We start from the raw sequence: 21,932 nt of genomic DNA, 5'->3' as shown, positions 1-21,932 counted from the left end.
CTACCTGCGGCACAATGCGACCCACACCGTTCCGACAGGCGTCACCTGTGGCGGTTCGAATGGCGCGCGCTCTCGGTTACGCTTGGCGCCCTGATCCATTCGAGCGTTGACGATGAATCCACTGCGCTGGCCCTTCCGCGCCCAGTTCTTCCTGGGCTTTCTGATCTGCGCGGGCCTGCTCGGCTACGCGATCTTCCTGCAGCTGAAGATGGGCCTGGAGCCGTGTCCGCTGTGCATCTTCCAGCGGCTGGCCTTCGCCGCGCTGGGCCTGCTGTTCCTGATTGGTGCGCTGCACGGGCCGTCCAACCGCCCGGGACGCGCGACCTACGGGATTCTCGCCTTCATTGCCGCCGCGGTAGGCGTCGGCATTGCCGCGCGCCACGTATACGTGCAGATGCTGCCGCCGGAGATGGGCGCGACCTGCGGCCCGCCGCTGAGCTTCCTGCGCGAGACCATGGGGCCGCTGGAAGTGTTCCGCACGGTGCTCACCGGTACCGGCAACTGCGGCAACATCGACTGGACTTTCCTGGGCCTGACCATGCCGATGTGGTCGGGCGTGTGGTTCGTGCTGCTGGCGCTGTGGGCGCTGGTGGTGTCGCTGCGCAGGGTCAAGCGCTGAACGCAGGGTAGTGCCGGCCGCTGGCCGGCACACCGTGGGAATACCGGCCAGCGGCCGGCGCTACCTCAGAAATCCTGCTGCAGGCTCAGGTAAGCACCTCGGCGCGGTCCCCACTGCGGGGCGAACACGCCGACACCGCCGCCATCGCGCAGCTGGTAGCTTCGGTCCAGGGCGTTGACCACGGCCAGCTGCACATGCAGCGGATGCCCGCTGTCGGCATTGAAGTCGTGCCCGGCGCTGAGGTTCACCTGCAGGTACGACGGCAGCTCGCCGCCGTTGGGTACGCCCTCGATGTCCGAACGCAGGCCGCTGCCGAACACGTAGTTGGCACCGATCCGGTTGTGTCCGGCAAAGGCGTAGCTGAAGCCACCCGATGAGGTCAGCTTCTGGTCGTGATCGAGGTGGATCCAGTGGTCGGCCACATAGGCCAGCGCGTCCGGATCGAGGTTGTACTGGCTGGTGATCACCTGGGTGCCGATGGCCTTGTTGTACGCCGCGTTGAAGTAGGCGCTGAACGGGCCGTTGCTGTAGTCGGCACTGAACTCCAGCCCACGGATGTGGCCACGGCGATAGTTGAACGTCGAGTAGATGTAGGCGGCGCCGAACTGGCCTTCGTCCTGCAGGCGCGCAACGCGGCGATCGTAGGCGTCCAAGCCCAGGGTGAGGTGGTCGCCCACCTGCTGCGACACGCCGATGTCGTAGTAGTCGCTGCGTTCGGCCAGTGGCGTGTTGTTGCCGCCGCTGGGCTGCTGGTTGGTGGTGCCGTCGTATAGGGCGATATCGCTGCTGGCGATCAGCTCACTGGCCGGTGGCGTGAAGTAACGCGAATAGCCGGCATGCACGGTGGTGCTGTCGCTGGCATTCCAGACCACTCCCACGCGGGGGCTGAGCTGGCCCTCGGTGTGGCCAAAGGCCTTGTAGCGATCTCCGCGCAGGCCGTAGTTGACGGTCCAGTCGTCGCCGATCTTCCATTCATCCTGCACGTACAGCGCCAGCGTGCTGGCATGGAAGGCACTGCGGTCAGGTATCAGCAGCGGCGTGGTGCTGGACTGCTGGCCGGCGTCATCGACCGGAAACACCCAGCTGCTGTTGCTGGCCCGCGCATTCTCGTAGTTGCCGTACAGGCCATAGCGCAGCGTGTGGTCGTTGCCCAGTGGGGTGGAGAAATCGGCCTGCAGCGTGTTGGCGCGGTTGCTGCGTTGCACCTGCGAGGCGACGCCACTGAACACCAGGTCGCCGACGACATCCGGATGGAATGCCACATCGCTGTAGCGCTGCCCGGCCGAGAGCTGATATGCGGTGCTGCCCAACGTGCCCTGCAGCACCAGCATGCCGAAGCGGGTGGCCTCGCGCTGGGTTTCATCCAGCTGGCTGGAGTCGAAGGTGGTGGTATCGAGGTAACCGAACTGCGGCGTTTGCCCGGGGTTGACCGGGATCTGGAAGCGATTGTTGGCAAAGCCGGCGAACACGCTCAGGCGGGTGTTCTCGTTGACGAGGTAGGTAAGGTCAGCGAACGCTTTGCCCTGGTGGGTGTCGTCGTGCAGCGGCTTGCGCGAGCGGGTCGGGTTCTCCAGGCCAACCTCGTTCTGGTCGTAGTTGCCAGTCAGGAACCAGCTCCAGCGCCCCTGGTTGCCCCACCACGAGGCGTTGGGATTGATCTTGCCGAACGAGCCTGCGGTCAGCCCGGCGCTGCCGCCGTTGCCGAGCTCGGCGCCGCTGCGGGTGGTGATGTCGACCACTGCAGCGGTGCGCTCGCCGAACTGCGCCGGCAGCGCGCCATCCATCAGGCGGATGCTCTTGATGGTGCGTGCATCCAGCGTCTGGCCGAAGCCCGAGATCGATTCGGGCAGCAGCACGCCGTTGATGCGGTACTGCAGATTGGCGTGGTCGCCGCGCACGTGCACGCCGCCGTAGGAATCCTGGACCACGCCGGGCGCCTGCAGCAGCACCTGGCTGAGCGGCGCGGAGGCGCCCAGCGGCTGCTTCTGGATGTCCTCGGCGGTGATCTGGTACTGGCTGCTGCCGATGTCCGGCGACAGCGTGTTGCGGGCCTGGTCGAGCTGGGCGTGGACGGTGACCGCGTCGAGGTCCTTCACGGGAGCGGCGGCATCGGCGGCCACGGCGAGGGAAGGCAGGCTGGCCAGGGTCAGGGCGAAGGTGATGCCGGTAGCAAGCAGGGAGGGCTTCATGGCGGATAGGCTGTGGAAGGGGCCATTGGGGATTGAGTGTTACTTCGTAACAGTGCGTGGCGAATCATGCGCCTGACCGGCTGGCCGTGGGCATGCCGCTTTTGGCCAATCGCGATGCCCTTTCCCCGGCGTTCAGTCATGTGCAGACGCCGTTCGGCCCTTTGCGACAGCGGTCGGCTCTGCGACCATGAACGTCCCCCACCTCCGGAAGCCTGCAATGAGCCTGTCCGCCGTTTCGCCTGTCCCCGATCCCGTCGCAGCCGCCACCGGCGCTGCCTGGTCGCCGGAGAGCTGGCGTGGCAAGACCGCGCTGCAGATGCCGACCTACCCGGACCCGGTGGCGCTGGACGCTGCCCTGCACGAGCTGAAGCGGCTGCCGCCGCTGGTCACCTCGTGGGAGATCCTGGCCCTGAAGCAGCAGTTGGCGGAGGCCCAGGAGGGCAAGCGCTTCCTGCTGCAGGGCGGCGACTGCGCTGAGAACTTCAGCGACTGCGAATCGGGCACCATCTCCAACCGCCTGAAGGTGCTGCTGCAGATGAGCCTGGTGCTGGTGCATGGGCTGCGCCAGCCGGTGATCCGCGTGGGTCGTTTCGCCGGCCAGTACGCCAAGCCGCGTTCGGCCGATACCGAGACGCGCGACGGTGTGACCCTGCCGAGCTACCGCGGCGATGTCATCAATGCGCCGGCCTTCACTGAAGCAGCGCGCCTGCCGGACCCGAAGCGGATGCTGCAGGCGCACGCGCATTCGGCGATGACGATGAACTTCGTACGGGCGCTGATCGATGGTGGTTTCGCCGACCTGCACCACCCCGAGTACTGGAACCTGGAATGGGTAAGCCATTCGCCGCTGGCCGCCGAGTACCAGAAGATGGTGGCCTCGATCGGCGATGCCGTGCATTTCATGGAGACGTTGGCCGGGGCCCGCGTGCACAACCTCAACCGCATCGACTTCTACACCTCGCATGAAGCGCTGCTGTTGCCGTACGAGCAGGCACTGACCCGCCAGGTGCCCCGCCAGCAGGGCTGGTTGAACCTGAGCACGCATTACCCGTGGATCGGCATGCGCACGGCTGCGCTGGATGGCGCGCACGTGGAATACCTGCGTGGCGTGCGCAATCCGATTGCGATCAAGGTGGGCCCGTCGGTGACGCCGGACCAGCTGCTGCGCCTGATCGATGTGCTCAACCCGCATGACGAGCCGGGCCGCCTGAGCTTCATCCACCGCATGGGTGCCGCGCAGATCGCCGAGAAACTGCCGCCGCTGCTGGACGCGGTCAAGCGTGATGGTCGCCGCGTGCTGTGGGTGTGCGATGCGATGCATGGCAATACCGAAAGCACCGCCAACGGTTTCAAGACACGTCGCTTCGACAACGTGCGTGGCGAGGTGGAGATGTCGTTCGACCTGCATGCGGCCGCCGGTACGCGCCTGGGCGGTGTGCATCTGGAACTGACCGGCGAGGACGTGACCGAGTGCATCGGCGGCGCGCGCGAACTGACCGAGCGCGACCTGGAGCGCGCGTATCGTTCAACGGTGGACCCGCGGTTGAACTACGAGCAGTCGCTGGAGATCGCGATGGCGATCGTACGCAAGCAGGAGCAAGTGCGGTAAGGGTTTTTCGGCAGGGCTTGCAGCCCTGCACCTGCTACGAGCCAGAGCAACGTCAACGTCAACGTCAAAAGCGGGCTATCCGTGGGTTGGCGGGACGGTGTCGGAGTGCGGGGACGCCACAAGTACGTCCTTGTAGGCTTGGCGGCCGCATCCATGCCGCTGACACCCCGCACTCCGACACCGCCCCACCTTCGACAGGTTCAGGTCGCTATTGGTGGGTGCCGACCGTTGGTCGGCACATCTGTCAGATGTCGAATGAATCATCCACGCATGGCGTGGATCTACTGGTAACTGCGGCGATTGGCATGCGCGGCTGTTGGTAGGTGTCGACCGTTGGTCGACACGATTTTTCTTTCAGATAGCAGTATTCAAAATGGGCTCCGACCCCGTGCCGACCAACGGTCGGCACCCACCATCAGCATCAGGTTCCGACAGATCGCAGAAAACTGTCGAAGGCGGGGTGGGTCCGGTTGCGGGAGTGTCCGCGGCATGGATGCCGCGGCCAGGCCCCCATGGATGGGTTCATGGCGTCTCCCGCAACCGGACCCACCCCGCCACCCCACAGGAAACCCGCTTCTGCTTCGGCTGTTGCTGTTGCTTCGGCTCGCAGCAGGTGCAGGGCTGCAAGCCCTGCCGACCAACACCCTTCTTACGAACGACTGACGTGACGCTCATGCGCCATGCGCGAGGCTGTCCGCTTGGCTGTTCGTGTGGAGGTAGCAACGGTGCACTGGCAAAGCGCACAGGCATATGCATGGCCGCTGGGTCTGGCGGCGTTGGTGGGTGGCATCGGCGCGTGGCTGATCCTGTGGATCTATCACCGGCTGAAAGGGCGTGATCGCCGGCGTGCGCGCATCGGCCGTGTGCTCGGGCTGCCGATGGCCACTGCATGGCCGCTGCTGCTGTTGATTCCCGCCCTGCAGGCCACGCCGCTGCAGGATCCGTTGCTGGGCCATCTGCAGCATGTGCTGCACATCGCGTTGACTGCCTGCTTCATCTGGTTGCTGGTACGTGCGGTGGCGGCGGGCGAGCGCGCAATCCTGCGCAGCCATCCCATTGATGTCTCCGACAATCTGGAAGCGCGCCGCATCCAGACCCAGACGCGCGTGCTCAGCCGGGTGCTGATGGGCGGCATCATCGTGCTGGGCGCATCGCTGGTGCTGCTGACGTTTCCGATGGTGCAGAAGATCGGTACCGCGCTGCTGGCCTCGGCCGGCCTGATCGGCCTGGTGGCCGGTATCGCGGCCAAGCCGGTGTTCGGCAACCTGATCGCCGGCCTGCAGATCGCGTTGACGCAGCCGATCCGCCTGGATGACGTGGTGATCGTGGAAGGCGAGTGGGGACGCATCGAGGAGATCGGAAGCAGTTACGTGGTGGTGCGTATCTGGGATGAGCGGCGGATGGTGGTGCCGTTGACCTGGTTCATCGAGAACCCGTTCCAGAACTGGACGCGGCGTAGTGCCGACCTGCTCGGCACAGCCTTCCTGTGGCTGGATTATCGTGCCCCGATTGCGGCGATCCGTGCTGAACTGGAGCGCATCTGCCGGGGCGAAGCGTTGTGGGATGGCCGAGTCTGCGTGACCCAGGTGACTGAAACCAGTGAGCGTGCAATCCAGATCCGCCTGCTGGTGAGTGCGCGCAGCTCCGGCGACGCGTTCGACCTGCGTTGCCTGGTACGCGAGCGCATGCTCGATTTCCTCGCGCGTGAGCATCCGCAGTCGCTGCCGCAGGTGCGTGCGCGGCTGCAGCATGCAGACGAGCTGGACATGCCGCGTGGTCCTCGTGCACGCACTGCAGATGTGCGTTCGCCGGGAGCTGAAGACGGTGAGGCGGCGATCGTGCCAGCGGAGCCCGACCAGCCGCTGTAGAGCCGAGCCATGCTCGGCTGCTTTCGATTTTCCGTTGAAGCCGAGCGTGGGCTCGGCTCTACAGAAACACGATCACGGCTCGCCAGCGTCGATCAGCGCGTCGGTATCGAAGTGCGGCGGGCGCCGTGCGCGCGTGCGCTGCTCGTAGGCGTAGGCCATCTCGATCAGCTTCGGTTCGCTCCAGGCGGTGCCCATGAACAGCAGGCCGACGGGAAGGCCGTTGATCTGGCCCATCGGCACAGTCAGGCTGGGATAGCCAGCCACGGCGGCAGCGCTGTAGCTCTCGCCGGGGAAGTCGTCGCCTTCGCTGCGGATCGGCCACGCCACGCCGGTGGTGGGGGCCACCAGCGCATCAAGCTGGTGGGCGGCGAGGGCAGCGTCAATGCCTTCCGGGCCCGCCAACCGGCGTGCATCGCTGCGCGCGCGGATATAGGCCGGGTCGGCCAGGCCGGCGGTGGCGTCGGCCGCCACCAGCAGTTCCTGGCCGAACAGGCCCAGCTCCTGCTTGCTGTGCGCCTGGTTGAAGGCGATCAGTTCGGCCAGGCTGCGCAGCGGGGCGCGATGGGCGCTGAAGTAGCGCTCCAGCCCGGCCTTGAATTCGTACAGCAGCAGCGTGCGCTCGGCCTCGGCCCAAGCGCCCTGGTTGGGCAGCTCCACCGGCACCACCACGGCGCCGGCGCGACGCAGCTCGGTCGCCGCCTGTTCGATCAGTGGCGGCATGCCCCGGTACTTCAGCAGGGGTGTCTGCAGCAGTCCGATGCGCTTGCCGCGCAGGCCCTGGGGGTCCAGTCGCGCGGTGTAGTCGTAGACCGCGCGGCCGGGCATGGTCGCGGTGGCCGGGTCGGCATCATCGCGGCCGGCGATCGCGGTCAGCACGGCGGCAGCGTCGGCGACACTGCGCGCCATCGGACCGGCGGTGTCCTGGCTGAAGGAAATCGGGATGATGCCGTCGCGGCTGACCAGGCCTACCGTCGGCTTGAGGCCGACGATGCCATTGATCGCCGCCGGGCAGACGATGCTGCCGTCGGTTTCGGTACCGATTGCTGCGCTGGCGAGGTTGGCGGCCACGGCTACCGCGCTGCCGCTGCTGGAGCCACAGGGCGAATGGCTCAGCCGATAGGGATTGCGGGTCTGGCCGCCGCGCGCGCTCCAGCCGGAGATCGAATCATTGCCGCGGAAATTGGCCCATTCGCTGAGGTTGGTCTTGCCCAGCACGATGGCGCCGGCATCGCGCAGCCGGCGCACCAGGTAGGCATCGTCCGGACGGAAGCCCTGCAGGGCCAGAGAGCCGGCACTGGTGGCCATCGGCGCGGCGTTGATGTTGTCCTTCAACAGCAGCGGGATGCCGTGCAGCGGGCCGCGCAGGTGGCCGCTACGGCGCTCGCGGTCGCGCGCGGCGGCTTCCTTCAGGGCATCGGAGTTGAGCTCGATCACCGCGCGCAGGCGCGGCCCGGCGCGGTCCAGGGCGGCGATGCGCTGCAGGTAGGCCTGGGTCAGGGTGGTGCTGTCCAGTTCACCGGCGGTCATCCGCGCCTGCAGGTCGGCAATATCGGTTTCGGCGTACGGGAACGGCACGTTGCGGCTCGCAGGTTCGGCCGCATGCGCGCTGGGCGTGGCCGGGCTGCAGCCAGCCGAAAGCAGCGCCGGCAGCGCGGCGAGCAGGCAGGTCAGCAGAGGCGGCAAGGACGGGCGCATGGGGCGGCTTGGTCGGCTCCAATCCCCAGTGTAGCGAGTGCTCAGCGGTGGCGCTTGCGCAGGTCGCGGGCGAGTACGTAGACCACGATCAGGTTGATGGCCAGGATCGTCCACGACGGCCAGCCGGGATGGCGGATGATCGCGAAGATGTCGAAGGGCAGGTACAGGGCAGCGGTCAGGCAACCCAGCCAGGAGGCCCAGGCCTTGGCCCGCCACAGGCCCCAGGCTTCGACCAGGTGCAGCAGTCCGTAACCGATCATCCCCGCCGCGGCCAGGTGGACCGCGTCGGGGCTGATCATGTGCAGCAGCGAGGGCAGGGTGCCGTGGTCCGGATCCAGGCTGAAACGCCGGATCAGGGCCATGATGCCGTGCCGCAGCGGCTGCGGTCCGAGCACTTCCAGCCCGGTGGCAGCCAACAGTGCCAGCATCGCCTTGCTCGCTTCGAGCAGGGCGATGACGTGCAGGCCCGGATGCCGGTGTGGATCCGGGTTGTAGCCGCTCTGGCTCACGGGGTGCTGGCTCAGCCGCCGCGCGAAGCCTTCTTGCGGTCGCTCTCGGTCAGGAACTTCTTGCGCAGGCGGATCTCCTTCGGGGTGATCTCGACCAGCTCGTCGTCTTCGATGAAGTCCAGGGCCTGTTCCAGCGAGTACTTGATCGCCGGGGTCAGCTGGATCGCATCATCCTTGCCCGAAGCGCGCATGTTGGTCAGCGGCTTGGTCTTGATCGCGTTGACGGTCAGGTCGTTGTCCTTGGAGTGGATGCCGACCAGCTGGCCTTCATACACGTTGTCACCTTCGGCGGCGAAGAGCTTGCCGCGTTCCTGCAGTGGGCCCAGCGAGTAGGCCGGGGTGACGCCCGGCGCATTGGCGATCATCACGCCGTTGATGCGCTTGGCGATCGCGCCCTGTTCCTTCGGGCCGTAGTGGTCGAACACATGGAACAGCAGGCCCGAACCCTGGGTCAGGGTCTTGAACTCGTTCTGGAAACCAATCAGGCCACGGGCCGGGATCTGGTATTCCAGGCGCACGCGGCCCTTGCCGTCCGATTCCATGTTCTTCAACTGGCCCTTGCGGGTGCCCAGCTTTTCCATCACGCCGCCCTGGTGGACTTCTTCGATGTCCACCACCAACTGCTCGATCGGCTCCATCAGCTGGCCGTCGATTTCCTTGATGATCACTTCCGGGCGCGACACGGCCAGCTCGTAGCCTTCGCGGCGCATGTTCTCGATCAGCACCGACAGATGCAGTTCGCCACGGCCGGAGACCAGGAACTTGTCGGCGTCTTCCAGCTGCTCGACCTTCAGGGCCACGTTGTGGACCTTTTCACGGTCCAGGCGGTCCTTGATCTGGCGGCTGGTCAGGAACTTGCCACCGGACAGGTCCTTGTTGCCGGCGAACGGCGAGTTGTTCACCTGGAAGGTCATCGAGATGGTCGGCTCGTCGACGGTCAGCGCCGGCAGGGCTTCCGGGAAGTCCGGTGCGCAGATGGTGTCGGAGATGGTCAGCTCCTGGATGCCGGAGATGGCCACGATGTCGCCGGCCTCGGCCGAATCCTGCTCGATGCGCTCCAGGCCCATGAAGCCCAGCACCTGCAGCACCTTGCCGTTGCGCTTCTTGCCTTCACGGTCGATGACCGCGACCTGCATGTTCTTCTTCAGGGTGCCGCGCTGGATGCGGCCGATGCCGATCACGCCCACGAAGTTGTTGTAGTCCAGCTGGCTGATGCGCATCTGGAACGGGCCTTCCGGGTCCACTTCCGGCTTCGGCGCGTGCTTCATGATCGCTTCGTACAGCGGGGTCATGTCGCCGTCGCGCACGGTGTCTTCCAGGCCGGCGTAGCCGTTCAGGCCCGAGGCGTAGACGATCGGGAAGTCCAGCTGCTCGTTGGTGGCACCGAGCTTGTCGAACAGGTCGAAGACCTGGTCGATCACCCACTCCGGACGGGCGCCCGGACGGTCGACCTTGTTGACCACGACGATCGGCTTGAAGCCCATCGCGAAGGCCTTCTGGGTAACGAAGCGGGTCTGCGGCATCGGGCCGTCCATCGCATCGACCAGGATCAGCACGGTGTCGACCATCGACAGCACGCGCTCGACCTCACCGCCGAAGTCGGCGTGGCCGGGGGTGTCGACGATGTTGATCCGGTTCTTGATGCCGGTCTTCTTGTCTTCCCAGGTGATGGCGGTGTTCTTGGCCAGGATGGTGATGCCGCGTTCCTTTTCCTGGTCGTTGCTGTCCATCACGCGCTCGGCGAGGACGGTACGCTCGGACAGGGTGCCGGACTGCTTCAGCAGCTGGTCGACCAGGGTGGTCTTGCCATGGTCGACGTGGGCGACGATGGCGATGTTGCGAAGATTTTCGATGGACATACGAAAGGGGGCCAGTCGGCGCCGGATTTGGAAAAAGAAGTCCAACATTATACGTCGAACTTGACGATTCGCGAAAAGGTGGATTTCACGCCCGTCACGGGGCCCATTCAGCTGGGCCGCCACACGGCGGAGGCCGCCAGACCGTCGCGCGGGCTGCCCCGCCGGCGGCTGAAGCCCGGGTCTGCGCCCATGGTCGAAGCCGCCGCCGCCGCAAGGCAGGTGTAAACTAGGTGGCTAGACGCGTTCCCCTCTGCATCAAGGATCTTCATGTCCCTCATCGCCACTTTCGACACCACCCAGGGCCCGATCAAGGTCGAGCTGTTCGCCGACAAGGCGCCGCTGACCGTGGCCAACTTCGTGAACCTGGTCAAGCACGGCTTCTATGACGGCCTGATCTTCCATCGCGTGATCGCCGACTTCATGATCCAGGGCGGCTGCCCGCAGGGCCGTGGCACCGGCGGCCCGGGCTACAAGTTCGAAGACGAAAAGAATGGCGTGAAGCACGAGGTCGGCTCGCTGTCGATGGCCAACGCCGGCCCGAACACCAACGGCAGCCAGTTCTTCATCACCCACATCAAGACCGATTGGCTGGACGGCCGCCACACCGTCTTCGGCAAGGTCCTGGAAGGCCAGGCCATCGTCGATTCGGTCAAGCAGGGCGACGTGATCCATTCGATCACCCTGGAAGGCGACGTCGACGCCGTGCTGGCCGCCCAGGCCGACCGCGTCGCCGAGTGGAACAAGCACCTCGCCGCCTGATCCCCCTTCGAAACGGCCACCCACGGGTGGCCGTTTCCCTGTTCCCCGCCGCCCGCCAGGCCTGCGTGGCTCCGCCCGCGGCGTCCCATCAAACGCTTGCAAGCAAGAGGAAACCCCCATGAAAGCACCCGTTCGTGTTGCCGTGACCGGCGCCGCCGGCCAGATCGGTTATGCCCTGCTGTTCCGCATCGCCTCCGGCGAAATGCTGGGCAAGGACCAGCCGGTCATCCTGCAGCTGCTGGAACTGCCGGTCGACAAGGCCCAGGCCGCCCTGAAGGGCGTGATGATGGAGCTGGAAGACTGCGCCTTCCCGCTGCTGGCCGGCATGGTCGGCACCGATGACGCCGAAGTCGCGTTCAAGGACGCCGACATCGCCCTGCTGGTCGGCGCGCGTCCGCGCGGCCCGGGCATGGAGCGCAAGGACCTGCTGCTGGAAAACGCCAAGATCTTCACCGCCCAGGGCGCGGCGCTGAACAAGGTCGCCAGCCGTGACGTGAAGGTGCTGGTGGTCGGCAACCCGGCCAACACCAACGCCTACATCGCCATGAAGTCGGCCCCGGACCTGAAGCCGGAAAACTTCACCGCCATGCTGCGCCTGGACCACAACCGCGCGCTGAGCCAGCTGTCGGCCAAGCTCGGCAAGCCGGTCGGTGGCATGGAGAAGCTGGTGGTGTGGGGCAACCACAGCCCGACCATGTACCCGGACTACCGTTTCGCCACCGCCGATGGTGCGTCGATCGCCGATGCGATCAACGACCAGGAGTGGAACGCCAACACCTTCATCCCGACCGTCGGCAAGCGCGGCGCGGCGATCATCGAAGCCCGCGGCTCGTCCTCGGCTGCTTCGGCCGCCAACGCCGCCATCGACCACGTGCGTGACTGGGTGCTGGGCAGCAACGGCAAGTGGGTCACCATGGGCGTGCCGTCCGACGGTTCCTACGGCATTCCGGAAGGCGTGATCTTCGGTTTTGCCGTGACCACCGAGAACGGCAAGTACACCCTGGTCAAGGATCTGCCGATCGACGACTTCAGCCAGAAGTACATCGACAAGACCCTGGCCGAACTGGAAGAAGAGCGCGCCGGCGTCGCCCACCTGCTGGGCTGATGCAGGCGGTACCGGCTCCGGCCGGTACGTCTTCCATCAAGGTAGGTACCGACCGCTGGTTGGTACGCAGAGAACGGGGAGGCTTCGGCTTCCCCGTTTTCATTTGGAATTCCTGGAACCGCATGATCCACCTGCACTACATCGATGACGCACTGCTGGTGGCCGAGAAGCCGGCTGGCCTGTTGTCCGTACCCGGCCGCAGCGCCGAGAACCAGGACTGCGTGGTCGCGCGCCTGCAGGCGCTGTATCCGGATGCGTTGACCGTGCACCGCCTGGACCAGGTGACTTCCGGCCTGCTGCTGCATGCGCGCGGCAAGGACATGCAGGCGGCGTTGTCGATGCAGTTCGAGCAGCGCCAGGTTGGCAAGCGGTATGAAGCGGTGGTGCAGGGGCTGCTCGAACGCGACACCGGCGAAGTGGACCTGCCGCTGATCGTGGACTGGCCGAACCGGCCGAAGCAGATGGTCGACCATGAGCGCGGCAAGCCGGCGCTGACGCGTTGGCGCGTGCTGGTGCGCGATGTTGAAGCGCGGCGCACGCGCGTGGCGTTGGAACCGATCACCGGCCGCAGCCATCAGCTGCGGTTGCACATGGCCAGTATTGGCCATCCGATTGTTGGCGACGTGCTGTATGACGCGGCACCGGCGCACCGCGTGCATCTGCATGCGTGCAGCCTGCAGTTCACCCACCCGATGACGGGCGAGGTGCTCGCGTTCGAGTCTGCGGCTCCGTTCTAGGGGTTCGGCAGGGCTTGCAGCCCTGCACCTGCTACGAACCGGAGCAACGCGAAAGGCCAAGGCGGCTCTGGTTTTCTACTTGTTGGGCGGGGCGGTGTGGGTTGGCAGGACACGCCGTAAACCCATCCATGGGGGCTCGATGGCGCCATCCATGGCGCCAACGGTCCTGCCAACCCACACCGCCCCGCCTTCGACAGATCTCCGGTGACGGATGGTCTATCCACGCTTTGCGTGGATCAAATCCATCGGAATCGAATATTTCGACAATTGATCGAAAAGGATCCACGCATGGCGTGGATCTACCGTGTCGACCAAGGTCGACACCCACCAGAGCAATACGCCGTTCCGACAGATGGCAGGAAACTGTCGAAGGCGGGGTGGGTCCGGTTGCGGGGGCGTGAGCGCCATGCATGGCGCGAGCCTCCATGGGTGAGGGCGCTTCGCTTGCGAAGCATTGCTTCGCAAGCGCCCGAACGCCCAGCCGCCAGCGGCTGGGCCGGACTGGGGATTCACGGCGTCCCCCGCAACCGGACCCACCCCGCCAACCCTCAGGAAACCCGCTTCTGCTGTTGCTTCGGCTTCTGCGGGTGCAGGGCTGCAAAGCCCTGCAGAACAAACCCACCCCCCTACCAAGGTAGGGCGGCCCGCGCGCCGGCGCCGGACTATCCTCAAACCCATGACTTCGTCTGGGAGGGCTGCGTCATGAACTACGAGGAAACCTACCGTCGCTCGATCGACGAGCCGGAGGCCTTCTGGGGCGAGGAAGCCAAGCGCATCCATTGGCACAAACCGCCGCAGCAGGTGCTCGACTACAGCAATCCGCCGTTCCGGCGCTGGTTCGTCGGCGGCGAAACCAATCTCTGCTACAACGCCGTCGACCGCCACCTGGCCGAGCGCGCCGACCAGCTCGCACTGGTCGCCATCTCCACCGAAACCAACAGCACCCGCGAAATCACCTATCGCCAGCTGTATCGCGAAGTGAACGACTTCGCCGCCGTGCTCAGGCACCTCGGCGTCGGCCATGGTGACCGCGTGGTGATCTACATGCCGAACATGGCCGAAGCCGTGTTCGCGATGCTGGCATGTGCGCGCATCGGTGCGGTGCACTCGGTGGTGTTTGGTGGCTTCGCCGCGCACAACCTGGCGCTGCGCATCGACGATGCGAAGCCGAAGCTGCTCATCGCCGCCGATGCCGGCATGCGCGGTGGCAAGCTGATTCCGTACAAGCCGATGGTTGACGCGGCCTGCGCCGAAGCGGCTTCGCCGCCACCGCATGTGCTGATCGTGTCGCGCGGGCTGGATGCCGCCGAACCACGCGTGCCGGGCCGTGATGTGGAGTACGCCACGCTGCGTGCACAGATCGGGGAAGTGGATGTGCCGGTGCAGTGGCTGGAAGCGAGTGAGCCGAGCTACCTGCTGTACACCTCCGGCACCACCGGCAAGCCGAAGGGCGTGCAGCGCGATGTGGGCGGCTACGCGGTGGCGATGGCGCAGTCGATGGAAACCGTATTCGACTGCAAGCCGGGGCAGGTAATGTTCTCCACCTCCGATGTCGGCTGGGCGGTGGGCCATTCCTACAACGTGTACGGCCCGCTGATCGGTGGCTGCACCTCGCTGCTGTACGAAGGGCTGCCGACGAATCCGGATCCGGGCATCTGGTGGGCGCTGTGCGAGCAGTACAACGTGCGCACCATGTTCTCGTCGCCCACCGCCATCCGCGTGCTGAAGAAGCACGATGCGGACTTCATCCATCGCCACGACCTGCGCGCCCTGAAGTACCTGTTCCTGGCCGGCGAGCCGCTGGACGAACCGACCGCGCACTGGATCAGCGAAGCGCTGGGCAAGCCGATCATCGACAACTACTGGCAGACCGAGACCGGCTGGCCGGCTCTGACCCTGCTGCCGGGCCTGGAGATGAAGCCGGTGCGCTTCGGTTCGCCGGGCTTCCCCAATCTTGGCTACCGGATGAAGGTGATCGACGAGAACACCGGCGAGGAAGTCGCACCGGGGCAGAAGGGGGTGCTGGTGGTGTCGCCGCCGTTGCCGCCTGGCTGCATGAGCACGGTGTGGAACGACGACAACCGTTTCCTGCAGAGCTACTTCAGCCATTTCAAGGAACTGCTGTACAGCTCGCTGGACTGGGCGATCCGCGACGACGATGGCTACACCTTCATCCTCGGCCGTACCGATGATGTGATCAACGTGGCCGGGCATCGGCTGGGCACGCGCGAGATCGAAGAGGCCATTTCGAGCCACCCGCGCGTGGCCGAGGCAGCGGTGATCGGCGTCAAGGACGAACTGAAGGGGCAGGTGCCGCTGGTGTTCGTCACCCTCAAGCAGGGCCTGGATGGCGAGGATCCGGCGCCGGTGGTGGCCGAGATGATGGCCACGGTGACCACCTCGCTCGGCGCGGTGGCGCGCCCGGCGCACGTGCACGTGGTCAACGCGCTGCCCAAGACCCGTTCGGGCAAGCTGCTGCGGCGCTCGTTGCAGGCGTTGGCCGAGCAGCGCGACCCGGGCGACCTGTCGACGCTGGACGACCCCGGCGCGCTGGAGGAGATCCGCCGGGCGCTGGGCCGTTGATCCGGTAGTGCCGGCCGCTGGCCGGCACCCCCATCAATCCCGAGGTTGCCGGCCAGCGGCCGGCACTACCCGCGGCACTTGCGCTAAGCTCGGCCTGTCATCGACCTGCAATACGCGGCGCGCGCCGGGGAAGGCGCGTGCCGTCCGGGGATGGCACACAGGGGAGCGCGCCCGTCAGGGCGCGCCGGCATTGCGCATCGAGGGAGGGGGAGGCAATGGCATTGCTGCACGCCAAGACGGCTGCTGGCCGTCAGGAAATCGAAGACCGTAGCCGGCGCCTGCCGGCGGCACTGCGCTCGATCCTGCTGATGGTCGATGGCCATCGTGACGACACCGAACTGCGCGGCTTGTGTGAAGGCCTGCGTGCGCCGCCCGATGCACTGGAGCAGCTGGCCGCGCTGGGCCTGATCGAAGTGATCGGCGGAAGTGCAGAGGCCGTGCCGGCGCGTGGCATCAGCACCGGTCGCGAACAGGACCCGGCGCTGTACCAGCAGCTGTACGACGCGATGAGCGATGCGGTGCGGCGCCATCTGGGCCTGAAGGGCTACTTCATGCAGTTGAAGATCGAACGCTGCACCGATGCGCTGGCGCTGGAACGCCTGTGCCCGGAACTGCTGGCAGCGGTGGGCAAGGCGCGCAGCCCGGCGCTGGCACAGCGCTGGTGGCAGGAAACTCAGGCCGCCGTGGTCAAGGGTGGTGGTGAGTTCGTGCAGGCCTGAGCCACCGCGTAAAGTGATCGGTTCACTTCCCCACAAGGAGTCCCGCGTGCAGGACGACCACGACGACACCGATACCCCCGGCTGGGACGCGATCAATGAGGCGCTGGCGCCGCTGTATGCCGGGCAGGAGCCACGTCACTTCGGCACCGCGCTTCCGTACACGCTCGGTGGCCAGGATCCGCTCGATGGCATCAGCGTGTACTGGGCGCATGCGCCGGTACCCCACTGGCACTACGTGACTTACGGCTTCTCCGAGCTGTATGCCAAGGAGAGCAGTGATGCCGCCACCAGCGGCTATGGTTTCGAGCTGACGTTCCGTCTCGCCGCCGAAGCCGCTGAGAACGCCGACAGCACGCCGCCGGTGTGGCCGATGAACCTGCTGCAGAACCTGGCGCGTTATGTGTTCGCCAGCGGCAACGTGTTCGAGGATGGCCACCATCTGAATGCCAACGGCCCGATCGCGCTGGAGACCGACACGCGGCTGTGCCATCTGGCGTTCATTGCCGACCCGCAGTTGCCGGCACGCGACACCGCCAATGGCCACCTGCAGTTCCTGCAGCTGGTCGGGCTGACCGATGAGGAGATGGAAGCGGTCAAGCGCTGGTCCACGCGCGGCGTGCTGCAGGTACTGCAGCCGGCAATGCCACTGTGGATCAGCGACCTGCACCGCGGCAACCTGCTGGAGGAGCCGGCGCTTGCCGCGCAGGTGCGGGAAGGCAGCGAGCGCGAGGGCTCCAGCACCGGCATGCTGTTCATCGAGACGTTGGACTGGCGGCAGGAGGCGGGCGTCACCACGCTGGTGCTCGGCGCCGGCCAGGTGGCCAGCGTGTGCGAGCTGCTGCCCTTGCGCCTGCGCCACGGCAGATCGCTGGAACTGGTCAGCCGCGAGCGGCAGTGGGAGTTCGTCGCGAACGGGGGCGGTGAAGCGGCGGACGTATCCGCCGACAGCGCGCGCTGGTCGCTGGACGAGGCGGGCCTGCAGGCCCTGGCAGGGGTGTGCGCCGAGCGCGGGGTTTACCCGCTGGCGGGGGCGCTGCGCATCGAAGTGATGCCGACCTACCTGCGCGATGCCAACGGTGAAGTGATCCGCCAGATCGGTTGACCACGCCCTGGCGTATCGGCCCCCGCCTGCGCAGGGCAGAGGGGTCAGGCCCGTCCGCCACGCGAACGGCTCTGACCCCGGGTCATGATCAGGCCAGCCCTTCGGCCTTCAGTGCGGCCTGCACGCCGGCATCGGCGTCCATGCGCGCCTTGTAGGCGGCCAGGTTGTCCAGGCCCGACAGGTCGACCTTGGTACCGGCGGCCCAGCGCAGGGTGATGTAGAAGTACGGGTCGGCGAAGCTGCGGAAGCCGGCCAGCCACGGCTTGTCGGCCAGCTGCCTGTCAGCGGTCTCGAACAGGCCACGCAGGCGCTTGTGCGCGGCGGCGCGGATCGCATCGAACTGGCTCTCGTCGGCGATGAACTTGCCCGGCGCGAACAGCGGCGAGAAGGCCGGATGCACGTCGGAATTGACGAAGGCCAGCCAGCGGGTGGCTTCGGCGCGCTGGCGCGGGCTGCCGTCACCGCCGAGGCCGGCCTGCGGGAAGCGATCGGCGATATAGCCCATGATCGCGGCGTTCTGCAGCAGCACGAAGTCGCCGTCGACCAGCGCGGGCACCGCACCGGCCGGATTGATCTTGAGGAATTCCGGACCCTTCAGGGTGTCCTTGTTCAGCAGTTCAACCTCGAACGGCTGGCCGGTCCACTGCAGGGCGATGTGGTCGGCGGTGGAACAGGCACCGGGCTTGCTGTACAGCTTCATGGGAACTCCAGGTGATGCGGGCGGGAAACGCCCACTATCCCAGAGCCTGCCGGCAGGCGGCAACGCTGCCGCCGGCACGGATCGTTACGACTGCCGCGGCTTGAGGTTCTGCACCTTATAGAAGGTGTGATCGCCGATGGTGGCCACCTGGTAGGCATTGCGCCAGTTCGGGCTGGCGATGGACAGCGCGGCGAAGTGGCTGGCACCGGGCACGATCTCGCGGCGCTCGCCGGCCGGCAGCGCCCAGTTGCGCTCGGCGTCGAAAGCGACGTTCATCGCCTCGCTCCACGCCGCGTCATTGCCCAGCTGGGTGCCGGGGGAGACGATGGTCGGTGCGAACTGCTTGCGCGCGGTGACGACCTGGCACATCGAGTCGCCCCACAGGCCGCTGTCAAGGCGACGCAGGGCGACCTCGGCGACGGCCTGCTGGCCGCGCAGGGTCTGGTCGCGGGCTTCCAGGTAAACGGTGGTGCTCAGACACAGTGAATCAGCGGCCGGCTGCGGCAACAACTGCGACAGCCAGAGAATCCAGGCCAGTTTCATATAACTCCTTGCTCCGTATGGGCCGCACCTTCCGGTTCCGGCCGCGGGGGCGACAGGAGGCGGGGTACGACTTGGCGTCATGGGGAGGCGGCCATCGGGGCCGCCCCGTGGGCAGCCCCAAAAAGAATCGATCAGTACTGATCGGTGGGGCCACGCCAGCTCACCGGAAACTGGCTGGTGAGCGGAAAGATGGCGCAAGGTAGGGGGGAATAGCCGAACGCATCGTGAACCGCCCGGCTTGACATTCAGGTTCGACGGAGGTGACGGAAATCACATTCCGTCCCCCATTCAGGCGCTCATCAGAGCGTGGCGGCCACCCGGCTGCCCTGGTCGATTGCCCGCTTCGCGTCCAGTTCGGCGGCCACGTCGGCACCGCCGATCAGCTGCGCGTTGATGCCGGCGGCCTGCAGTTCGGCCTGCAATGCGCGGTTCGGTTCCTGCCCGGCGCAGATCACCACATGGTCTACCGGCAGCAACTGTTCGCTGCCTTCCACGCGGATGCGCAGGCCTTGATCGTCCACGCCCAGGTACTCGACGCCACCGAGCATGCGCACGCCCTTGGCCTTCAGTGTGGCGCGGTGGATCCAACCGGTGGTCTTGCCCAGTCGCGCGCCGGGCTTGCCGGCGCTGCGCTGCAGCAGCCACAGGCGCCGCGGTGACGGCTCGACCTCGGGCCGGCCCAGCGAGCCGCGTGCCTCGAAGCTGGCGTCCACGCCCCATTCGGCCATCCAGCGCTGCGGGTCCAGCGACGGCGACTCGCCAGCGTGGCTGAGGAATTCGCCGACGTCGAAGCCGATGCCGCCGGCGCCGATGATCGCGGCAGTGGCGCCCACTTCGACCCGTCCCAGCAGCACGTCCAGGTAGCTCACCACCTTGGCGTGATCGGCACCGGGGAAATCGACCTTGCGCGGGGTGATGCCGGTGGCCAGCACCACCTCGTCGAAGCCGGCCAGGCTGGACGCGTCGGCGCGGGTGTTCAGGCGCAGCTGCACGCCGGTTTCGGCCAGCTTGTGGCGGAAATAGCGCAGGGTTTCGTGGAACTCTTCCTTGCCGGGGATGCGCTTGGCCACGTTGAACTGGCCGCCGATCTCATCGTGGGCATCGAACAGGGTGACCTGGTGGCCACGCTGGGCCGCGACAGTGGCACAGGCCAGGCCGGCCGGGCCGGCACCGACCACGGCAACCTTCTTCGGCGCGGGCGTGGGGCGATAGACCAGTTCGGTCTCGTGCGCGGCGCGCGGATTGACCAGGCAGCTGGCCAGCTTGTTCTCGAACACGTGGTCCAGGCAGGCCTGGTTGCAGGCGATGCAGGTATTGATCGCTTCCGCGCGGCCTGCACGGGCCTTGTTGGGCCATTGCGGGTCGGCCAGCAGCGGACGTGCCAGCGACACCATGTCGGCGCCGCCGCCGGCGAGGATGCGTTCGGCGACGTCGGGCATGTTGATGCGGTTGGTCGCCACCAGCGGCAGCGTCACATGCGGTTTCAGTTTGGCGGTGACACCGGCGAAGGCCGCACGCGGCACCGAGGTGGCGATGGTCGGAATGCGCGCCTCGTGCCAGCCGATGCCGGAATTGATGATCGTCGCGCCAGCCGCCTCGATGGCCTGCGCCTGCTGCACGATCTCGTCCCAGTTGCTGCCGTCGTCCACCAGGTCGACCAGCGACAGGCGGTAGATGATGATGAAGTCCGGGCCGCAGGCCTCGCGGATGCGGCGCACGATCTCCACTGCAAAGCGCATGCGTTGGTTGGCGTCGCCACCCCAGCGGTCGGAGCGCTTGTTGGTGCGCGGGGCAATGAACTCGTTGATGAGGTAGCCCTCCGAGCCCATCACCTCCACCCCGTCGTAGCCGGCCTCGCGGGCCAGCTTCGCGCTGCGCGCGTAGTCGGCGATATGCCGCTCGACGCCACTGGCCGACAGCGCGCGCGGGGTGAACGGGTTGATCGGCGCCTTCAGCTTCGACGGTGCCACCGACAGCGGGTGATAGGCATAGCGGCCGGCGTGCAGCAGCTGCAGGCAGATCTTCGCGCCGTGCTGGTGCGCGGCGGCGGTGAGCTGCCGGTGCGGGCGTACCTCCCAGGGCCAGGACAACTTGCCGCCAAAGGGCTTCAGCCAGCCCACCACGTTCGGTGCGAAGCCGCCGGTGACGATCAGGCCAACGCCGCCCTCGGCGCGTTCGGCGAAGTAGGCCGCCAACCTTGGGAAGTCGCGGGCGCGATCTTCCAGTCCGGTGTGCATCGAGCCCATCAGGACGCGGTTGCGCAGCTGGGTGAAGCCCAGATCCAGCGGGGCGAACAGATGGGGATAGGCGCTTTCGTTGGCTGGCGGCATGGTCGATACGCTTGCGTACGGAAGCGCGAAGCGTGCCGCGAAATGGCGGCCGGGGCAAGGGCCGCTGGATCGCGCCTGCAGCGCTGCCCCCGAACTCGGGGGGCGGTAGCGCCGGCCGCTGGCCGGCATTCGGGTCAACTCAGGGCGATTGTGGTTGTCGGCCTGCGGTCGGCACGGCCGGGCGGCGGCCGATCCCGAACCAGCCCAGGGTGACGCCGCACAGCGGGCCGATCAGCAGGGCGAAGGCGAGGGTGCCGAGGCCGACGTTGCCGCCCAGCCACCAGCCCAGCAGCAGCACGCTGCCTTCGATGAGGCTGCGCACCTTCCAGATCGCCCAGCCGGTGCGGGCATGCAGGCCGGTCATGAGGCCATCGCGTGGACCCGGGCCGAGGCGGGCGCCGATGTACAGGCCGGTGGCCAATGCCACCAGCAGCATGCCCGCGCAGAACATCGTCAGTTGCCAGCCAAGGCCGACGGCCGGCGGCAGCAGCCACAGCCCGAACTGCGCGGAGGGACCGATCAGCATCACGTTGAGCACGGTGCCGACGCCCGGCTTCTGCCGCAGCGGCCACCACAGCAGCAGCACCAGTGCGCCAATCACATTGGTGGCCAGGCCAAACGAGAGCGGGGTCTGCGCGGCGATGCCCTGTGACAGCACATCCCACGGCGCCACGCCGATGGCGGCACGGATCATCAGCGAAGCACCAAAGCCGTACAGGAACAGGCCGGTGATCAGTTGCAGCAGGCGCAGGGGCAGGGCGGTGGGCACGGTGGGCTCGGGGGAGAGGAATCTGTTTCCACCGTAATCCCGATTCAGTCACTTCAATAGATACAGATGCCGACCAATCCGCCGCTACAGGCGGAATCTGTAGAGCCGAGATCCTATGTTCGTGGTCAAGCCTGCTGGAAGCAGGCTTGACCCACTTTCAGCATGGCCGGGTCAAAGTCCCGGCCGCTCTTGAAGACGCCCCAAGCGATCCTGGCCAGCTTTCTGGCCAGGATGTTG

17 protein-coding genes and 1 pseudogene are annotated in these 21,932 nt (G+C 66.6%); 9 read left to right on the top strand and 9 right to left on the bottom strand.

Going from position 1 to position 21,932, the window contains the following annotated elements:
- Positions 1-112: 112 nt before the first annotated feature.
- Positions 113-619, top strand: coding sequence for a disulfide bond formation protein B (locus tag AC5P9W_RS19175; RefSeq protein ID WP_058980348.1), 507 nt, complete (start codon positions 113-115; stop codon positions 617-619).
- A 65-nt stretch (positions 620-684) separates the two neighbouring features.
- On the opposite strand, the gene AC5P9W_RS19170 is transcribed toward AC5P9W_RS19175, so the two are convergent.
- Positions 685-2,808 (bottom strand): TonB-dependent receptor, encoded by a 2,124-nt coding sequence (locus tag AC5P9W_RS19170; protein ID WP_021204578.1) that lies wholly within the window; start codon positions 2,806-2,808, stop codon positions 685-687.
- Between the two features lie 217 nt (positions 2,809-3,025).
- Here AC5P9W_RS19170 and AC5P9W_RS19165 point away from each other — a divergent pair, with 217 nt between their 5' ends.
- Both AC5P9W_RS19165 and AC5P9W_RS19160 read left to right on the top strand, forming a co-directional pair.
- Entirely contained in the window at positions 3,026-4,417 is a 1,392-nt protein-coding gene (locus tag AC5P9W_RS19165; protein ID WP_019659572.1) for a class II 3-deoxy-7-phosphoheptulonate synthase, read from the top strand.
- A gap of 680 nt (positions 4,418-5,097) precedes the next feature.
- Entirely contained in the window at positions 5,098-6,285 is a 1,188-nt protein-coding gene (locus AC5P9W_RS19160; protein ID WP_194445329.1) for a mechanosensitive ion channel family protein, read from the top strand.
- Between the two features lie 72 nt (positions 6,286-6,357).
- On the opposite strand, the gene AC5P9W_RS19155 is transcribed toward AC5P9W_RS19160, so the two are convergent.
- The 3 genes from AC5P9W_RS19155 to typA are packed head-to-tail and all read right to left on the bottom strand — an operon-like array spanning position 6,358 to position 10,348.
- On the bottom strand, positions 6,358-7,980 hold the full coding sequence (locus AC5P9W_RS19155) for an amidase (protein ID WP_021202149.1): 1,623 nt from the start codon (positions 7,978-7,980) through the stop codon (positions 6,358-6,360).
- 41 nt (positions 7,981-8,021) lie between these two features.
- The gene (locus AC5P9W_RS19150; RefSeq protein ID WP_019659569.1) at positions 8,022-8,489 is read right to left on the bottom strand and encodes a DUF2127 domain-containing protein; all 468 of its coding nucleotides are present in this window, start codon (positions 8,487-8,489) and stop codon (positions 8,022-8,024) included.
- Positions 8,490-8,500: 11 nt separating this feature from the next.
- On the bottom strand, positions 8,501-10,348 hold the full coding sequence (typA, locus tag AC5P9W_RS19145; RefSeq protein ID WP_026346967.1) for a translational GTPase TypA: 1,848 nt from the start codon (positions 10,346-10,348) through the stop codon (positions 8,501-8,503).
- A gap of 267 nt (positions 10,349-10,615) precedes the next feature.
- Here typA and AC5P9W_RS19140 point away from each other — a divergent pair, with 267 nt between their 5' ends.
- The 6 genes from AC5P9W_RS19140 to AC5P9W_RS19115 all read left to right on the top strand — a co-directional run bounded on the left by AC5P9W_RS19140 (position 10,616) and on the right by AC5P9W_RS19115 (position 17,353).
- The gene (locus AC5P9W_RS19140) at positions 10,616-11,107 is read left to right on the top strand and encodes a peptidylprolyl isomerase (protein WP_005408225.1); all 492 of its coding nucleotides are present in this window, start codon (positions 10,616-10,618) and stop codon (positions 11,105-11,107) included.
- A gap of 118 nt (positions 11,108-11,225) precedes the next feature.
- Positions 11,226-12,212, top strand: a complete 987-nt coding sequence (locus tag AC5P9W_RS19135) for a malate dehydrogenase (RefSeq protein WP_005415428.1) — start codon at positions 11,226-11,228, stop codon at positions 12,210-12,212.
- A gap of 122 nt (positions 12,213-12,334) precedes the next feature.
- The gene (locus tag AC5P9W_RS19130; RefSeq protein ID WP_111099057.1) at positions 12,335-12,949 is read left to right on the top strand and encodes an RluA family pseudouridine synthase; all 615 of its coding nucleotides are present in this window, start codon (positions 12,335-12,337) and stop codon (positions 12,947-12,949) included.
- A gap of 702 nt (positions 12,950-13,651) precedes the next feature.
- Positions 13,652-15,532 (top strand): propionate--CoA ligase, encoded by a 1,881-nt coding sequence (gene prpE / locus AC5P9W_RS19125; RefSeq protein WP_021202251.1) that lies wholly within the window; start codon positions 13,652-13,654, stop codon positions 15,530-15,532.
- Between the two features lie 215 nt (positions 15,533-15,747).
- Positions 15,748-16,251, top strand: a complete 504-nt coding sequence (locus AC5P9W_RS19120) for a hypothetical protein (RefSeq protein WP_021202252.1) — start codon at positions 15,748-15,750, stop codon at positions 16,249-16,251.
- A gap of 46 nt (positions 16,252-16,297) precedes the next feature.
- Positions 16,298-17,353, top strand: coding sequence for a suppressor of fused domain protein (locus AC5P9W_RS19115; protein ID WP_206622004.1), 1,056 nt, complete (start codon positions 16,298-16,300; stop codon positions 17,351-17,353).
- Between the two features lie 88 nt (positions 17,354-17,441).
- Here the strand turns inward: AC5P9W_RS19115 and AC5P9W_RS19110 are convergent, their stop codons facing one another.
- The 5 genes and pseudogenes from AC5P9W_RS19110 to AC5P9W_RS19090 form a co-directional block, all read right to left on the bottom strand.
- Positions 17,442-18,053 carry a glutathione S-transferase N-terminal domain-containing protein gene (locus tag AC5P9W_RS19110; protein ID WP_019659563.1) on the bottom strand — a complete coding sequence of 204 codons (612 nt, stop codon included), beginning with the start codon at positions 18,051-18,053 and terminating at the stop codon, positions 17,442-17,444.
- Between the two features lie 84 nt (positions 18,054-18,137).
- Entirely contained in the window at positions 18,138-18,596 is a 459-nt protein-coding gene (locus AC5P9W_RS19105; protein ID WP_004154513.1) for a cell wall hydrolase, read from the bottom strand.
- Between the two features lie 299 nt (positions 18,597-18,895).
- Entirely contained in the window at positions 18,896-20,926 is a 2,031-nt protein-coding gene (locus AC5P9W_RS19100; RefSeq protein WP_111099336.1) for an NADPH-dependent 2,4-dienoyl-CoA reductase, read from the bottom strand.
- A 139-nt stretch (positions 20,927-21,065) separates the two neighbouring features.
- Positions 21,066-21,695 (bottom strand): membrane protein YczE, encoded by a 630-nt coding sequence (gene yczE / locus AC5P9W_RS19095; protein ID WP_111099335.1) that lies wholly within the window; start codon positions 21,693-21,695, stop codon positions 21,066-21,068.
- A gap of 125 nt (positions 21,696-21,820) precedes the next feature.
- Positions 21,821-21,932: pseudogene (locus tag AC5P9W_RS19090) on the bottom strand (IS110 family transposase); the annotation flags it as partial.

The organism is Stenotrophomonas sp. YJH_SMC_33, from assembly GCF_059372295.1.
Note: the sequence above shows the minus strand (reverse complement) of the source record. Positions and strands in the feature narration are given on the sequence as shown.

What these genes read in the sequence shown, in the direction of transcription:
- prpE (WP_021202251.1), top strand. Translation starts at nt 13,652, where the DNA reads ATGAACTACGAGGAAACCTACCGTCGCTCGATCGACGAGCCGGAGGCC.
- AC5P9W_RS19135 (WP_005415428.1), top strand. Translation starts at nt 11,226, where the DNA reads ATGAAAGCACCCGTTCGTGTTGCCGTGACCGGCGCCGCCGGCCAGATC.
- AC5P9W_RS19160 (WP_194445329.1), top strand. Translation starts at nt 5,098, where the DNA reads ATGCGCGAGGCTGTCCGCTTGGCTGTTCGTGTGGAGGTAGCAACGGTG.
- typA (WP_026346967.1), bottom strand. Translation starts at nt 10,348, where the DNA reads ATGTCCATCGAAAATCTTCGCAACATCGCCATCGTCGCCCACGTCGAC.
- AC5P9W_RS19105 (WP_004154513.1), bottom strand. Translation starts at nt 18,596, where the DNA reads ATGAAACTGGCCTGGATTCTCTGGCTGTCGCAGTTGTTGCCGCAGCCG.
- AC5P9W_RS19140 (WP_005408225.1), top strand. Translation starts at nt 10,616, where the DNA reads ATGTCCCTCATCGCCACTTTCGACACCACCCAGGGCCCGATCAAGGTC.
- AC5P9W_RS19120 (WP_021202252.1), top strand. Translation starts at nt 15,748, where the DNA reads ATGGCATTGCTGCACGCCAAGACGGCTGCTGGCCGTCAGGAAATCGAA.
- AC5P9W_RS19170 (WP_021204578.1), bottom strand. Translation starts at nt 2,808, where the DNA reads ATGAAGCCCTCCCTGCTTGCTACCGGCATCACCTTCGCCCTGACCCTG.
- AC5P9W_RS19165 (WP_019659572.1), top strand. Translation starts at nt 3,026, where the DNA reads ATGAGCCTGTCCGCCGTTTCGCCTGTCCCCGATCCCGTCGCAGCCGCC.
- AC5P9W_RS19100 (WP_111099336.1), bottom strand. Translation starts at nt 20,926, where the DNA reads ATGCCGCCAGCCAACGAAAGCGCCTATCCCCATCTGTTCGCCCCGCTG.
- AC5P9W_RS19175 (WP_058980348.1), top strand. Translation starts at nt 113, where the DNA reads ATGAATCCACTGCGCTGGCCCTTCCGCGCCCAGTTCTTCCTGGGCTTT.
- AC5P9W_RS19155 (WP_021202149.1), bottom strand. Translation starts at nt 7,980, where the DNA reads ATGCGCCCGTCCTTGCCGCCTCTGCTGACCTGCCTGCTCGCCGCGCTG.
- AC5P9W_RS19110 (WP_019659563.1), bottom strand. Translation starts at nt 18,053, where the DNA reads ATGAAGCTGTACAGCAAGCCCGGTGCCTGTTCCACCGCCGACCACATC.
- AC5P9W_RS19130 (WP_111099057.1), top strand. Translation starts at nt 12,335, where the DNA reads ATGATCCACCTGCACTACATCGATGACGCACTGCTGGTGGCCGAGAAG.